The sequence below is a fragment of the Kitasatospora sp. NPDC028961 genome (genome assembly GCF_055564815.1).
The window spans coordinates 586,329-600,810 of the sequence record NZ_JBVHVO010000001.1; the positions used below are offsets into that span (position 1 = coordinate 586,329).

The 14,482-nt window shown below is 69.9% G+C and carries 11 protein-coding genes; 2 read left to right on the plus strand and 9 right to left on the minus strand.

Features of this window, described 5'->3' with window-relative positions:
• Positions 1–54: 54 nt before the first annotated feature.
• On the minus strand, positions 55–1,662 hold the full coding sequence (locus ACZ4UX_RS02585) for an MDR family MFS transporter (protein ID WP_359805174.1): 1,608 nt from the start codon (positions 1,660–1,662) through the stop codon (positions 55–57).
• A 237-nt stretch (positions 1,663–1,899) separates the two neighbouring features.
• Here ACZ4UX_RS02585 and ACZ4UX_RS02590 point away from each other — a divergent pair, with 237 nt between their 5' ends.
• Positions 1,900–2,526 (plus strand): TetR/AcrR family transcriptional regulator, encoded by a 627-nt coding sequence (locus tag ACZ4UX_RS02590; protein ID WP_352286128.1) that lies wholly within the window; start codon positions 1,900–1,902, stop codon positions 2,524–2,526.
• Between the two features lie 81 nt (positions 2,527–2,607).
• Here ACZ4UX_RS02590 and ACZ4UX_RS02595 read toward each other — a convergent pair whose 3' ends face one another.
• Entirely contained in the window at positions 2,608–3,552 is a 945-nt protein-coding gene (locus ACZ4UX_RS02595) for a M23 family metallopeptidase (protein ID WP_465705105.1), read from the minus strand.
• A 357-nt stretch (positions 3,553–3,909) separates the two neighbouring features.
• On the opposite strand from ACZ4UX_RS02595, the gene ACZ4UX_RS02600 reads away from it, so the two are divergent.
• Positions 3,910–5,073 carry a threonine aldolase family protein gene (locus ACZ4UX_RS02600; protein ID WP_465705107.1) on the plus strand — a complete coding sequence of 388 codons (1,164 nt, stop codon included), beginning with the start codon at positions 3,910–3,912 and terminating at the stop codon, positions 5,071–5,073.
• Positions 5,074–5,235: 162 nt separating this feature from the next.
• On the opposite strand, the gene ACZ4UX_RS02605 is transcribed toward ACZ4UX_RS02600, so the two are convergent.
• The 7 genes from ACZ4UX_RS02605 to lysX all read right to left on the minus strand — a co-directional run bounded on the left by ACZ4UX_RS02605 (position 5,236) and on the right by lysX (position 14,412).
• A complete protein-coding gene (locus tag ACZ4UX_RS02605) occupies positions 5,236–7,590 on the minus strand; it encodes an immune inhibitor A domain-containing protein (RefSeq protein WP_465705109.1) in 2,355 nt (784 codons plus the stop codon).
• Positions 7,591–7,941: 351 nt separating this feature from the next.
• Positions 7,942–10,461: an ATP-dependent Clp protease ATP-binding subunit gene (locus tag ACZ4UX_RS02610; protein ID WP_329488353.1), complete on the minus strand. Its 2,520-nt coding sequence runs from the start codon at positions 10,459–10,461 to the stop codon at positions 7,942–7,944.
• Positions 10,462–11,179: 718 nt separating this feature from the next.
• Entirely contained in the window at positions 11,180–11,530 is a 351-nt protein-coding gene (locus ACZ4UX_RS02615; protein ID WP_329488352.1) for a histone-like nucleoid-structuring protein Lsr2, read from the minus strand.
• A 92-nt stretch (positions 11,531–11,622) separates the two neighbouring features.
• Positions 11,623–12,159, minus strand: a complete 537-nt coding sequence (locus ACZ4UX_RS02620; protein WP_465705111.1) for an amino-acid N-acetyltransferase — start codon at positions 12,157–12,159, stop codon at positions 11,623–11,625.
• Positions 12,160–12,168: 9 nt separating this feature from the next.
• Positions 12,169–12,606 (minus strand): BlaI/MecI/CopY family transcriptional regulator, encoded by a 438-nt coding sequence (locus ACZ4UX_RS02625; RefSeq protein WP_352286136.1) that lies wholly within the window; start codon positions 12,604–12,606, stop codon positions 12,169–12,171.
• A 116-nt stretch (positions 12,607–12,722) separates the two neighbouring features.
• Entirely contained in the window at positions 12,723–12,845 is a 123-nt protein-coding gene (locus ACZ4UX_RS02630) for a hypothetical protein (protein ID WP_329488349.1), read from the minus strand.
• Between the two features lie 4 nt (positions 12,846–12,849).
• Entirely contained in the window at positions 12,850–14,412 is a 1,563-nt protein-coding gene (lysX, locus tag ACZ4UX_RS02635) for a bifunctional lysylphosphatidylglycerol synthetase/lysine--tRNA ligase LysX (protein ID WP_329488347.1), read from the minus strand.
• Between the last annotated feature and the right edge of the window lie 70 nt (positions 14,413–14,482).

A 14,482-nucleotide genomic window follows, 5' to 3' on the forward strand; every position in this document is an offset into this window, starting at 1 on the left:
CGCCCGGAGACGCGAGAGCCCCCCTCCCAGGGCGGGAGGGGGGCTTTCCGGGCGTCAGATCGCGACGGCCTCGATGTTGGGCTCGGTGCCCTTGGCGTCGTCCTTCGCCGGCGAGCCGGCGCCGCGCAGCGGCACCTCGCGCAGGAACACCGCCGCGGCGATCGAGATCACCGCGGCCGCGGCGCCCCAGAGGAAGACGGTGTGCATGCCGTTGGCCACGGCGTGGTGGTACGCGTCCTGGACCGGGGCGGGCAGCGCCCGCAGCGCGGCCGGGCTCAGGGAGCTCGGGTCGCCCTTGCCACCGCCGTTGGCGGCCGCGTCGCCGAGCCGCTCCTTCATGGTCTCGGTCACCCGGTTGTTGAACAGGGCCCCGAACAGCGCCACACCGAAGGAACCGCCGATGGTGCGGAACAGCGTGGCGGTGGAGCTGGCCACGCCCATGTCCTTGAGCTCCACGCTGTTCTGCGCGACCAGCATGGTGATCTGCATCAGGAAGCCCATGCCGGCGCCGAGCACCACCATGTAGCAGGCCGAGGCGAAGCTGCTGGTGTCGGTGGACAGCATGGACAGCAGCAGCATGCCGCCGGTCATCACGATGGTGCCGATGATCGGGTAGATCCGGTACTTGCCGGTCTTGGTGACCGCCTGGCCGACCACCAGCGAGACGACCAGCATGCCGAACATCATCGGCATCAGCAGCAGGCCGGAGTTGGTCGCCGAGGCGCCCTGCACGGTCTGCTGGTAGAGCGGCAGGAAGACGGTCGAGCCGAACATCACGAAGCCGACGATGAAGCCGATCAGCGAGACCAGGGTGAAGTTCAGGTTCTTGAACAGGTCGAGCGGGAGCATCGGCTCCTCGACCCGCTGCTCGACGTAGCAGAAGGCGATCAGCGTGGCGGCGGCGAGCGCGCCCAGGCCCAGGATCTGCTTGGAGCCCCAGGCGTACTCCTGGCCGCCCCAGGTGGTGATCAGGGTGAGCGCGGTGATGCCGGTGGTGAGCAGGAGCGCGCCGACGTAGTCGATGCGGGCCTTGCTGCGGACCTTCGGCAGCTTCAGGGTGACCACGACGACGGCGAGCGCGATCACGCCGAGCGGCAGGTTGATGTAGAAGGTCCAGTGCCAGCTCAGGTGGTCGGTGATGAAGCCGCCGACCAGCGGGCCGCCGATGGTGGCGAGCGCCATCACCGCGGCGAACATGCCCTGGTACTTGCCGCGGTCACGCGGCGGGACCAGCGCGCCCATGATCGACATCACGCCGACCATCAGACCGCCGGCGCCCAGGCCCTGGAGGGCGCGGAAGCCGATCAGCTCGTTCATGTTCTGCGAGAGGCCGGACAGCGCCGAACCCACGAGGAAGATCACGATCGAGGTGAGGAAGATGCCCTTGCGGCCGTAGAGGTCGCCGAGCTTGCCCCAGATCGGGGTGGAGGCGGCGGTGGCCAGGGTGTAGGCGGTCACCACCCAGGACAGGTGCTCGGCGCCGCCGAGGTCGCCGACGATCGTCGGCATCGCGGTGCCGACGATCAGGTTGTCGAGCATGGCCAGCAGCATGGTGACCACCAGGCCGATCATGACCAGGCGGATCTCCCGGGGGGAGCGCGTCTGCTGCTCCTCGGGCGTCGTCGTTTCCGGTGCCGGGGTGGCGGCCTTGGGTTGTGACATGGGGTGGTGTCTCCCGGACTGGAGGCGGACGACCGATCTGGCCTGCGGAAGGCTTACTTACTTGTCGCCCGGCTAGTTTGTGGACCGTCGGCACGGTAAGTTGTGCACTAGCCGGTCGTCAAGCCAGTTTCCAGGTCGACCACCGGAACGGGGAGAATGAGTTCGGACGGGCAGGCGTCGACCGGCGCCGGCCGAACGCAGCCGCAGCAGTCACCGACGCAGTCAACGAGGCAGGCCATGGGTACGACGCACAGCCCCCGCAGCGACACCCGGGCCCGTATCGTCGCGGTCGCACTGGAGCTCTTCTCCGAACAGGGGTACGAGCAGACCTCGCTCCGCGAGATCGCCGACCGCCTGGGCGTCACCAAGGCCGCGCTCTACTACCACTTCAAGACCAAGGACGACATCGTCCACGGCATCGTGCAGAGCATGGCCGCGCCGATCGACGACACCATCGCCTGGGGCCGCGAGCAGGAGTGGACGCCCGCGCTGCGCGACGAGCTGATCCGCCGGTTCGCGGCGGGCATGTCGGAGCGGGCCCCGCTGCTGCGCTTCTTCCACGAGAACCAGCCCGCGCTGCGCGACTCGCCCGCCGGGGTGGAGTTCAAGGACCGCATGATCGCGATGGTCCGGCTGGTGCACGGCCCGGAGGCCACCTTCGAGGACCGGCTGCGCGCCGCGATGTCGCTGTTCACCATCAACTCGGCCCTGTTCCTGATCAAGCAGGACGCCGCCGAGTGCCAGGAGCCCGGGCACGTCCCGGAGCACGCGGTACCGGTGGCCACCGTGGAGGAGGCGATGGCGGCCGCGCAGCGGGTCGCGCTGGAGATCGGCGCCCTGATCAGCCCCCCGGTCCGGGTCTGAGCGGCCCGGCGCCCGCCCACGAACGCCCGAGGGGCGGACCGGTCGCGTGGACCGGTCCGCCCCTCGTCGTGTGCCGCGGCCTCAGAAGCCGGTGACCCCGTGCCCGGAGAGGTAGGCGATCGGGTTGACCACCGCGCCGTAGTGGTTGCTGGAGCGGATCTCGAAGTGCAGGTGGGGCCCGGTCGAGTTGCCGGTGTTCCCGGAGCGGCCGATCTGCTCGGCGGCCGACACCCGGTCGCCCGCCGACACCGAGATCGACGACATGTGCGCGTACTGCGCGTACCGCCCGTCGGCCAGCCGCAGCACGACCTCCTTGCCGTAGGCGCCGTCCCAGCCCGCCGACACGACGGTGGCGTTGCCGACCGCCAGCAGGGCGGTGCCCGGGGACACCGCGAAGTCCACGCCGGTGTGGTAGCCGGCCGCGTACTCGGGGTTGGCCACGCCGTACGGGTTGCTGGTCGGCGCGCCCGGCACCGGCGCGGACCACTCGGGCGCGGGGGCCGGAGCGGGTGCTGGTGCCGGTGCGGGCGCCGGCTCCGGAGCGGCCTCGGCGGCCGGAGCCTGGTCGGCGGACGGCGCGGCCGGGGCGGGCGGCTCCGGGGGCAGCAGGTTGGCGGCGACCGCCACGTACTCCTGCGCCGAGCCGTGCTCGTGCGGCAGCTTGTAGGCGCTCGGGCCGGCGACCTGTACCGGCGTGGGGGCGGGCACCGCGGCGGACGAGGAGGTGAAGGCGGAGCTGCCGGGGGTGGTGGGGATGACCGTCTGCGCCGAGGCGCTGCCGGGGGCGGCGACCAGCAGGGCGCCGGACAGTATCACCGCGCTCGCGCCGATCGCGGTGACGGTGCGGTGCCGGTCGGCCCGCAGCGGGCCCCCGGGGAGCACGTGGCGGGGCGCGGTGAGCGTGCGGAGCGGGGCGGCGTGGGTGCGGACGGCCTGGCCGAGCCGGGGCTGCCAGGCGGCCGCCCGGTTCGCCGCGTCGGCGGCGAGGCGGCGCAGGGCCGGCCCCATGGGCGGGACGGAAGACATCGGTAGCTCGACCTCACGGACGTACGGGGGCAGCGCAACGAGCCCGTTCGGGCGTGCTGTGCGGGGACCACTCAGGTGTAACCGTCACCGAGCGGACTCCCAAACGGTGTGACGTACTACGGCGTGTAGTCACCGCCCGGCCGGAGATTCAAGCCGACGGAGTAACGATCATGTGATCCGACAGTAGGGTCACGGCCCGGGTCTCCCGGGGCCCCGCCGTGTCGCGCTACTACCGCCGCTCGTACCACGGGGGGTGCTTGTGACCAGTGCCACCCGGCACCGGGCTCCGGCCGGGCCCGCGGCGCCCGTCGTGTCCGCACCGCTGACCCCGCGCCGTCCCTGCGGGACCATCGACGCATGTATCCCCACAGGAGCGAAGAGACCGAAGCCGACCGCGGGCCCGGCGTCCAGGAGCGCCGGTACACCGCGCTGCGCGGCTGCGAGCGGCTGCTCTCCGGCACCCGGCCGCGAAGCCTGCGCGAGCGGCTCGCCGCCCTGGCCGAGGAGGGCGAGGGCGCCTACGACCTGGACCGGCGGCCGGACATGTACGGCGACGGCGTGGTGCGGGCCCTGGAGAACCGGGTCGCCGAGCTGCTCGGCACCGAGGACGCCGCGTTCTTCCCCACCGGCACGATGGCCCAGCAGGTCGCGCTGCGGATCCACGCCGAGGCCGCCGCGCTGCCGACCGTGGCCACCCACCCGCTCGGGCACACCGAACTGCACGAGCGGCACGCGCTGGGGCGGCTCAGCGGTCTGCGCAGCGTCTGGCCCACGGTCGCGCCGCGGCTCCCCACCGTGGCCGAGCTGCGGGCCTTCGACGAGCCGTACGCGGCGATGATCCTGGAGCTGCCGCTGCGCGAGGCCGGGTTCGTCCTGCCGTCCTGGGCGGACCTGCTGGCCGTGGCCGCGGTGGTCCGGGAGGAGCACGGCGCCGCGCTGCACCTGGACGGGGCCCGGATCTGGGAGTCGGTGGTGCACTTCGACCGCCCGCTGCCGGAGATCGCCGCCCAGGCCGACTCGGTCTACGTCTCCTTCTACAAGACGCTCGGCGGGATCAGCGGCGCCGCGCTGGCCGGCCGGGCCCGCTTCGTGCGGACCGCCAAGGCCTGGCGGCACCGCTACGGCGGCCAGCTGTTCCAGCAGTGGCCGGCGGCACTCGCCGCGCTGGCCGGCCTGGACCGCGAACTGCCGCGCCTGGGGGAGTACGTCGCGCACGCCGGGACGGTCGCGGCGGCGCTCGCCGAGGGGTTCGCGGGCGTTCCGGGCGCCCGGGTCCACCCGGCCCCGCCGCACACCCATCAGTTCCAGCTCTGGCTTCCCTACCCCCCGCAGGAGCTGGACCTCGCGGGACTCCGGCTGGCGGAGGAGTCGGGGACGGCCCTGTTCGGCGGCTGGCGCGAGCAGGGCCTGCCGGGGCTGTCGATGACGGAGGTCACGGTGGCCGCGGACGCGCTGGAGTGGACCGGGAAGGACGTCACCGAGGCGGTGGACGCCTTCCTCGCCCTGCTGCCGGACCGGTAGGTCCGACCGGAAGTGCCTCGCGGACCCCGCCGGACGGGCGGACTCCGGCGGCCGCGCGGACCTCTCGCGGACAAGCGTCCGGCCCGCCCCCGCAGCTGCGGGGACGGGCCGGACAGGTGAATCAGTGCCTGGTCAGAGGCTGATCGTCACTGCTCGTTTCGATCAGTTGTCGACCGGGCGGACGCGGATCCAGGTCTCGAGGTAGTTCGAGGACTCGTTCTCGACCTCGATGCTGGTGCCGGTCTTCGGGACGATGACGCTGCTGTACGGGTTGTCCTTCGACCAGTACGACTTGAGGTCGCTGAACTCGTCGACGCCCTTGGCCTTCGGGACGACCGTCTCGACGCCGCTCTTGTGCAGGGTCAGGCTGTCGACCTTGCGCGAGCCGAAGGTCGAGTCGTAGCCCTGGATGCGCGGGCGCATCAGGGTGCCGTCGGCCCACTTGATCGGGGTCGGGTGCGAGTCGACCGGGAGGATCAGGCCGGAACCCGGGTGGTTGGTGACGTTGTTGTCGCTCTGGGAGGTGTCCCACAGCCAGATCAGCAGACCGGCCTGGTAGGGGTAGTGCTCCACCCAGTTCGGCTTGGTGTTGGAGAAGCCGAAGTTGTACGGGCCGGTCTTCAGGGTCCGGTCGTACGAGATGTGCTGGCGGTTCTCGGCGATGTAGTACTGCGCGTAGTCGTTCGAGAACTTGCCGGTGATGCGGGAGAAGCCGTTGGCCGTCCAGCCGTTGTCGCCGTTCTCGGCACCGTCGGTGAAGACGGTGGCGCCGTTGGCGGCGATGGCGATGTCGTCCAGGGCCAGGCCCTTGAGGTGCAGACCGCCGTCGGTGGTGTAGTGGAAGCGGACCTTGACGGCCTTACCCGCGTAGGCGTCGAGCGAGAACGACAGGTCGCCCCACTTGTTGCCCGAGTTGCCGGTCAGGCCGGCCTTGTTGGCGGCGTTCTTCGGGATCGCGACCCCGTTGAAGGTGCCGTCCAGGGCGGTCCAGTTGGCGCCACCGTCGGTGGAGACCTCGGCGTAGCCGTAGTCGAAGTCCTGCTCGATGTCGTACCAGGCCTTGGCCGTCAGCGCGGCGCTGGTCTTGCCGGTCAGGTCGACGTCACGGGCCAGCGAGACGTTGAGGTCGTCGGCGCTGCCGCTCCACCACTCGTTGGCACCCGCGAACGGGGTGTTGATCTCGGTGGTGACGGTCTTCTTCGGCAGGTCGACGACCAGGGCCTGCGGCAGGTTCGAGTTGTACTCGACCGGGCCGATGTGGTGGGTCGTCTCGGTGCCGGCCTTGGCCTTGTCGTACTTCAGCCAGCCGAGCTGGAGCTTGCTCCAGGCGTCGAGGTCGTTCGGCATGTCGCCGATCGAGTTCTTGCCCTCGCCGAGCCAGGAGCCGGAGGACATCAGCGACCAGAAGCCGACCGAGTTGTCGATCCCGCTGCCCGAGGTGTCGTACAGGTCCGGCAGGCCGAGGTCGTGGCCGTACTCGTGGGCGAAGACACCGAGGCCGCCGTTCTCCGGCTGCATGGTGTAGTCACCGATCCAGATGCCGGTGGAGCCGACCGGGGTGCCGCCGAGCAGGTTGTTGGCGGGGCCGGTGGAGCCGGCCTGGGTGCCGTAGACGTACGAGCGGTGGGCCCACAGCGCGTTGTCGCCCTGCTTGCCGCCGCCCGCCGACTGGTCCTCACCGGCGTGCACGATCTGGAAGTGGTCGATGTAACCGTCGGGCTCGTTGAAGTTGCCGTCGTGGTCGAAGTCGTACCGGTCCCACTGGTCGTACTGCGCGATGGTGGCCTTGATCTGAGCGTCCGTCTGGCCCTTGGCCTTCTGGTCGGCGACCCAGGCGTTGATGCCGTCGCGGATCAGGTCCTGCGCGTTGTTGCAGACGTGCTGGCCGCAGTAGTCCGAGCCGTAACGGGCCTCGTTCCACGGGACCTTCACCCAGTCGGTGACCTGGCCGTCGACGGAGTAGCGGCCCGAGGACTGCTTCTCGTAGAAGGTCTTCAGCGAGTCCTGGGTCTTGCTGAAGTACATGTCCTGGTAGTGCTGCTGGTTGTAGTCAGCCTGCCAGAGCGTCGAGTTGTTGGTCGCCGCGTCGGGCTTCTCGATCTGGTTGTGCTGCGGACCGGGGTCCCCACCGAACTTGATCTTGCCGTCCGGGGTCTTCGTGGTGTTGTCCACCTGGTCGCTGAAGTCGACCAGGATGGTGAAGATCTTGTCCGTGCGCTCGCGGGCGAGCTCGACGTACTTGTCCTTGCCCAGCTTGATGCTGGAGCTACCGCCGTGCTCCTCGACCTTCGCGGTGCCGGCGAGCAGCTGCTCGGTGGCGGCCTTCTGCTCGGCCTCGACCTTCTCGGTCAGCGGGCCCGGCAGGTTGTGGTCCGTCTTGACCGACTGAACGGCGTCAGCGGGGTCCTTCGGCGTGGGCGCCGAGCCGGCCGCGAGGGCCGTGCTCGGGAACAGACCCGCGCCCAGAGCGGCTATGACCGCCCCGGCCGTGGCGGCCGCGGCGGCTTTCCTGGTCATCTTCAACGTTGTGACGTCCTCCCCAAACCGGTCCGGCTCTTGGCCTTCCGGTAAACCAATGAAAGACAGGTGGACGACATTTGATCCAAGCGTGGACGGAAAAGATAGACCTTGACCGTTACATGGCCACCCCGCTATGCTCCGCGACCCGCTATCAACTGACGATCCGTCAACAACATTGGTATTAAAGATGCCTGCTCACTGGGTCGCACCCGCACCACCGCCCGACCAGGCCTCCCACCTGCGAGCCCGTGGGGTGGATCACAGTTTTCGTAACGGCACGTAAACGGACTGAGCCCCCGGCGCGAACGCCGGGGGCTCAGACGGTGTGCTGTTATCTGTTAACTGTTACTACTTCGTCAGGTCCGGACCGGACGAGGCAACGGCCGCCGGAGTGTCCGCGACCGCGGACTTCTCCTCGCCGCGGAAGGTGAACTTCGCTTCCTTGCCCTCGCCCTCGACACCGACGACCACGATGTGACCGGCTCGCAGCTCGCCGAAGAGGATCTTCTCGGAGAGGTGGTCCTCGATCTCGCGCTGGATGGTGCGGCGCAGCGGACGGGCACCGAGCAGCGGGTCGTAGCCGCGCTTGGCGAGCAGCTTCTTGGCCTCGATGCTGAGCTCCAGGCCCATGTCGCGGTCCCGCAGCCGGCCGTCCACCTTGTCGATCATCAGGTCGACGATCTGGATGATGTCTTCCTCGGACAGCTGGTGGAAGACCACGATGTCGTCGACGCGGTTCAGGAACTCGGGGCGGAAGTGCTGCTTGAGCTCCTCGCCGACCTTCGCCTTCATCCGCTCGTACCCGGTGGTGGAGTCGCCCGTGGCCGCGAAGCCCAGGTTGAACCCCTTGGAGATGTCCCGGGTGCCGAGGTTGGTTGTCATGATGATGACGGTGTTCTTGAAGTCGACCACGCGGCCCTGGGAGTCGGTCAGGCGACCGTCCTCCAGGATCTGCAGCAGCGAGTTGAAGATGTCCGGGTGGGCCTTCTCGACCTCGTCGAAGAGGACGACGGAGAACGGCTTGCGGCGGACCTTCTCGGTCAGCTGGCCGCCCTCCTCGTAGCCCACGTAACCGGGGGGCGAACCGAAGAGCCGGGAGACGGTGTGCTTCTCCGAGAACTCGGACATGTCGAGCGAGATCAGCGCGTCCTCGTCGCCGAAGAGGAACTCGGCGAGCGTCTTGGACAGCTCGGTCTTACCGACACCGGACGGGCCGGCGAAGATGAACGAGCCGCCGGGGCGCTTCGGGTCCTTGAGGCCCGCACGGGTGCGCCGGATGGCCTGGGAGAGCGCCTTGATGGCGTCCTTCTGGCCGATGACGCGCTTGTGCAGCTCGTCCTCCATGCGCAGCAGCCGGGAGGACTCCTCCTCGGTCAGCTTGAAGACCGGGATGCCGGTGGCGGTGGCCAGGACCTCGGCGATGAGCTCCTCGTCCACCTCCGCGACGACGTCCATGTCGCCGGCCTTCCACTCCTTCTCGCGCTTGGCCTTGGCCTGCAGGAGCTGCTTCTCGTCGTCGCGCAGGGACGCGGCCTTCTCGAAGTCCTGCGCGTCGATCGCGCTCTCCTTCTCGCGGCGCACGTCGGCGATCTTCTCGTCGAACTCGCGCAGGTCCGGCGGCGCGGTCATCCGGCGGATGCGCATCCGGGAGCCGGCCTCGTCGATCAGGTCGATCGCCTTGTCCGGCAGGAAGCGGTCCGAGATGTAGCGGTCGGCCAGGGTGGCGGCGGCGACCAGGGCGGCGTCCGTGATGGAGACCCGGTGGTGGGCCTCGTAGCGGTCGCGCAGGCCCTTGAGGATCTCGATGGTGTGCGGCAGCGACGGCTCGGCGACCTGGATCGGCTGGAAGCGGCGCTCCAGCGCGGCGTCCTTCTCCAGGTGCTTGCGGTACTCGTCGAGCGTGGTGGCACCGATGGTCTGCAGCTCGCCACGGGCCAGCATCGGCTTGAGGATGCTGGCGGCGTCGATGGCGCCCTCGGCGGCGCCCGCGCCGACCAGGGTGTGCAGCTCGTCGATGAACAGGATGATGTCGCCGCGGGTGCGGATCTCCTTGAGGACCTTCTTCAGGCGCTCCTCGAAGTCACCGCGGTAGCGCGAGCCGGCCACCAGGGCGCCCAGGTCCAGCGTGTAGAGCTGCTTGTCCTTGAGCGTCTCCGGGACCTCGCCCTTGACGATCGCCTGGGCCAGGCCCTCGACCACGGCCGTCTTGCCGACGCCGGGCTCACCGATCAGCACGGGGTTGTTCTTGGTGCGGCGGGACAGCACCTGCATGACCCGCTCGATCTCCTTCTCGCGCCCGATCACCGGGTCGAGCTTGGCCTCGCGGGCGGCCTGGGTCAGGTTGCGGCCGAACTGGTCGAGGACCAGCGAGGTCGACGGGGTGCCCTCGGCGGGCCCGCCGGCCGTGGCCGACTCCTTGCCGCCGCCGGTCTGGTACCCGGAGAGCAGCTGGATGACCTGCTGGCGCACCCGGTTGAGGTCGGCGCCGAGCTTCACCAGGACCTGGGCGGCGACGCCCTCGCCCTCGCGGATCAGGCCGAGCAGGATGTGCTCGGTGCCGATGTAGTTGTGGCCGAGCTGCAGGGCCTCCCGGAGCGACAGCTCCAGGACCTTCTTCGCCCGGGGGGTGAAGGGAATGTGACCGGACGGGGCCTGCTGGCCCTGGCCGATGATCTCCTCGACCTGCTGGCGAACGGCCTCAAGAGAAATCCCGAGGCTCTCCAGGGCCTTAGCGGCGACACCCTCACCCTCGTGGATCAGACCCAGGAGGATGTGCTCGGTGCCGATGTAGTTGTGGTTGAGCATCCGGGCTTCTTCCTGAGCCAGGACGACAACCCGCCGCGCGCGGTCGGTGAACCTCTCGAACATCGTTTATCGCTCCTCAGAGCGGTCGGGCAGTTCGGGGTCGGTCCCCGCCCTGTCCTTCCGCATGCTAGTCCCGCTCAGCGGCGCGGCCCACGGATTCACTCCCCGGTACGGGAGCGAGATGCTGCGCGACCAGCCGACACCAATCCCAACCTGATGCTGGGAGACGGTGTTCCCACAGGTGGGCCGGATGCACCAGATACCGCTACGCCATCGGCGAACAACACCGGCCCCGGCGGATCCGGAGGGTCTCCGGCGGGTCGCACGTACTGCCCCGGACGGTGCGCGGGGCGCCGTCCACCTGCATTCATACCCGGTATCGGGATGGTTCTCGCGCAGTTTCCGCGGTGGCGGTGTTCGCCTGGCGAGAAGTCGGCCGGCGGTGACGGTGGGTCAGCTCCGGCCCTCGGGGTCGGTAGGCCATCCCGGTGGTGTCGGCGTTACCGCTTCGCTCCTACAGCGTTGCACAGCTCGTGATTGTTCCGCCGCCCGATCCGGTGCTGCCCGGGCGGGTGCCCGAAGGGGCGCCCGTGCCCCGGTCCGCCGGCGTGCCCGCGGAGCCGGGCGGACGGCCCGCAGCGGCCGGGTGGGCCGGACGGGCCGGACGGGCACGCGCCGCAGGGCGCGGAGAAGGTTCCTCCGCGCCCCGCGCATGTGCCAGGTGTGCCTCCGGCGACCACCGGGGCCCCGCATCCGCTCCGGCGGTCCGGCGCTGCCGGGATCAGGCCGCGTTGGCCTTGTCGTAGGCCTCGCGGACGGTGCTCGGCACCCGGCCGCGGTCGTTGACCTCCAGGCCCTGCTCCTTGGCCCACGCGCGGACCTTCGCGGTGTCCGGCGCGCTACCGGACGGACGCGGAGCCGCGCCGCGGCCCGGGCGCCGGGCGCCGGCGAGCCGGCCGCTCTGCTTGCGGCCCTTCTCCACGTACGGCGCCAGCAGACCGCGCAGCTTGTCCGCGTTGGCGCTCTTCAGATCGATCTCGTAGGCAACGCCGTCGAGCGCGAACGTCACCGTCTCGTCCGCCGAACCGCCGTCGAGATCGTCTTCAAGAATGACCTGCACCCTCTGTGCCACGGGCTTCCCTTTCCGCTAAACGACCCATTGCCTAAGGAAAGGAAAGCGCCTTTCTCCGGAAAACACAAACCCCTGCCCGGGTCGGGAGCCGCTCACAGGTGCAGCAGCATGCGCGAGTTGCCCAGTGTGTTGGGCTTCACCCGCTCCAGGTCGAGGAACTCGGCGACACCTTCATCGTACGAGCGGAGAAGTTCTTCATAGACATCCGTAGCGATCGCCGCCGGGTCTGTCGTACCATCATCGGTTTCCTGGACCTCGCCGATCTCGACGAAACCGTGTTTCGCGAAGAAGGGAACCTCGAACGTCAAGCAGAAAATCCGACGGACGCCGAGCCACCGCGCGGTCTGCAGCAGCTTCTCCAGCAGCAGGTGGCCGACCCCGTGGCCGCGGCAGGACGGATCGACCGCGAGGGTGCGCACCTCGGCGAGGTCCTCCCACATGACGTGCAGCGCGCCGCAGGCCACGACCACCCCGGTGTCGTCGCGTTCGGCGACCCAGAACTCCTGCACGGATTCGAACAGGGTGACGGTGGGCTTGTCGAGCAGAATGCCGTCACGGGAGTAGGCGTCGATGAGCCCGCGCACTGCCCGCACGTCCGTGGTCCGCGCCCGGCGGATGGTGACCTCCATGGCGGGACGTTATCGTGCCGGCGCCGGTCCGGTCCCCCCGGTATCCGCCCCGGACTCCGCGGAATCCGGCCCGGCCGGATCGGTCGGGAACAGAGCGGCCACCCGCAACGCGTCGCGCAGCGCCTCCCGTTGCTCGGGCGACATGAGGCCGAAGAAGTGCACCAGGGCGGCCGCGGGATTGTCGCTGGTGGCCCAGGCGTCGTTCATCAGAGCCGCCGTGTACGCCTCGCGGGACGAGACCGGTTCATATCGATAGGCCCGCCCGGCGCGGTCCCGGCGCAGCCAGCCCTTTCTGTGGAGCTTGTCCAGGACGGTCATCACGGTGGTGTACGCGATTTCCCGTTCCGACCGCAGATCCAGCAGAACCTCGCGAACCGTGACCGGTCGGTTCCACCGCCACACCCGGGTCATGATGGCGTTCTCAAGTTCGCCGAGTTGCCGGACCATAGTGCGGCCAGGATAGGGAGTGAATGGGGCAAATCTTGTGAAGTGCGGCAAACCGGCGCGCCGCCACCCCGGAATCGGGAATGGCGGCGCGCCGGTGCTCGCGGGCGGGGACGGGGTCAGTCGACCGCGTCCTCCTTGGCCTTCTGGGCCCCGCCCTGGCTGCGGATGATGGCCCGCACCAGGAAGCCGAAGCCGATCGCCATGACCAGCGGCGGGACGATCGCGCTGACGTAGTCCATCAGGTCACTCCTCCTCGGTCCTGTCCGCCGCCGCGGTGGCGGCGGACGCCTTGGGCTCCGGCTTCACGAGCGGGAAGAGCACGGTCTCCCGGATGTTCTTGCCGGTGAGCAGCATGATCAGGCGGTCCACCCCGAGCCCGAGGCCGCCGGTGGGCGGCATCGCGTACTCCAGGGCCCGCAGGAAGTCCTCGTCGACCTGCATCGCCTCGACGTCGCCGCCGGCGGCGAGCAGGGACTGCGCGGTCAGCCGGGCGCGCTGCTCGACCGGGTCGACCAGCTCGGAGTAGGCGGTGCCGATCTCGGTGCCGAAGATCACCAGGTCCCACTTCTCGGCCACGCCCGCGACCGAGCGGTGCTGGCGGGTCAGCGGCGAGACCTCGGTCGGGTAGTCCTTGATGAAGGTCGGCGCGACGGCGTTCTCCTCCAGCAGGCGCTCGACCATCTCCAGCACGATCTGGCCGTGGCCCCAGTCCTTCTCGAAGGGAATGCCGTGCGCGGCCGCCAGCTCGCGCAGCTCCTCGACGCCGGTCTCCGGGGTCACCTCGGTGCCCAGGTGCGCCGAGATGCCGGGGTACACGCTGACCTCCGCCCACGGCTCGGCCAGGTCGATCTCGTGCTCCACGCCGTGCGGGTCGAGGCCGCGGATCACCGTGGTGCCCAGCGCGTCCCGGGCGGCGTTGATGATCGTCGCCCGGATCAGCTCGGCCTGGGTGTCGTAGTCGCCGTAGGCCTCGTAGGACTCCAGCGAGGTGAACTCCGGGTTGTGGGTGGAGTCCGCGCCCTCGTTGCGGAAGTTGCGGTTGATCTCGAAGACCTTCTCCGCGCCGCCGACCACCAGCCGCTTGAGGTACAGCTCGGGGGCGATGCGCATGAACAGGTCGATGTCGTACGCGTTGATGTGGGTCTTGAACGGACGCGCGTTGGCGCCGCCGTGCACCGGCTGCAGCATCGGGGTCTCGACCTCGATGTAGCCGCGCTCCTCGTAGGTGCGGCGGATCGAGCGGACCACCTTGCTGCGCAGGTGCAGGATCTCGCGGGCCTCGGGGTTGACGATCAGGTCGACGTACCGCTGGCGGACCCGGGCCTCCGGGTCGGTCAGGCCCTTGTGCTTGTCCGGCAGCGGGCGCAGGCACTTGGCGGTGAGCGCCCAGGCGTCCACCATGACCGACAGCTCGCCGCGGCGGGAGGTGATCACCTCGCCCTCGACGCCGACCTGGTCGCCGAGGTCGATGTCGGACTTCCAGGCCGCCAGCCGCTCCTCGCCGAGCTTGTCCAGGGAGAACATCACCTGGAGGTCGCCGCTGCCGTCGCGCAGGGTGGCGAAGCAGAGCTTGCCGCCGGTGCGGGAGAGGATCACCCGGCCGGTGATGCCGACCCGCTCGCCGGTCGCCGTGTCCGGCGCCAGGTCCGGGTGCTTGGCCCGGAGGTCGGCGATGGTGCTGGTCCGGGGGAAGCCGACCGGGTACGGGTCGACGCCGGCCGCCCGGAGCCGGTCCAGCTTCTCGCGCCGGACGCGCATCTGCTCGGGGAGGTCGTCGGTCGCGGGGATGGGGCTCTGATCGCTCACCCCCCCAGGGTAGCCAGCCCCGGACCGCCGCTCCGCCACGGGTTGGCCGTGCCGCTCGCGGCGTCGGCCG

Excerpts from the sequence above, each read along its gene's own strand:
- ACZ4UX_RS02600 (WP_465705107.1), top strand. The coding sequence starts at position 3,910 with ATGTATCCCCACAGGAGCGAAGAGACCGAAGCCGACCGCGGGCCCGGC.
- ACZ4UX_RS02610 (WP_329488353.1), bottom strand. The coding sequence starts at position 10,461 with ATGTTCGAGAGGTTCACCGACCGCGCGCGGCGGGTTGTCGTCCTGGCT.
- ACZ4UX_RS02605 (WP_465705109.1), bottom strand. The coding sequence starts at position 7,590 with ATGACCAGGAAAGCCGCCGCGGCCGCCACGGCCGGGGCGGTCATAGCC.
- ACZ4UX_RS02595 (WP_465705105.1), bottom strand. The coding sequence starts at position 3,552 with ATGTCTTCCGTCCCGCCCATGGGGCCGGCCCTGCGCCGCCTCGCCGCC.
- ACZ4UX_RS02625 (WP_352286136.1), bottom strand. The coding sequence starts at position 12,606 with ATGGTCCGGCAACTCGGCGAACTTGAGAACGCCATCATGACCCGGGTG.
- ACZ4UX_RS02620 (WP_465705111.1), bottom strand. The coding sequence starts at position 12,159 with ATGGAGGTCACCATCCGCCGGGCGCGGACCACGGACGTGCGGGCAGTG.
- ACZ4UX_RS02630 (WP_329488349.1), bottom strand. The coding sequence starts at position 12,845 with ATGGACTACGTCAGCGCGATCGTCCCGCCGCTGGTCATGGCGATCGGC.
- ACZ4UX_RS02590 (WP_352286128.1), top strand. The coding sequence starts at position 1,900 with ATGGGTACGACGCACAGCCCCCGCAGCGACACCCGGGCCCGTATCGTC.
- ACZ4UX_RS02585 (WP_359805174.1), bottom strand. The coding sequence starts at position 1,662 with ATGTCACAACCCAAGGCCGCCACCCCGGCACCGGAAACGACGACGCCC.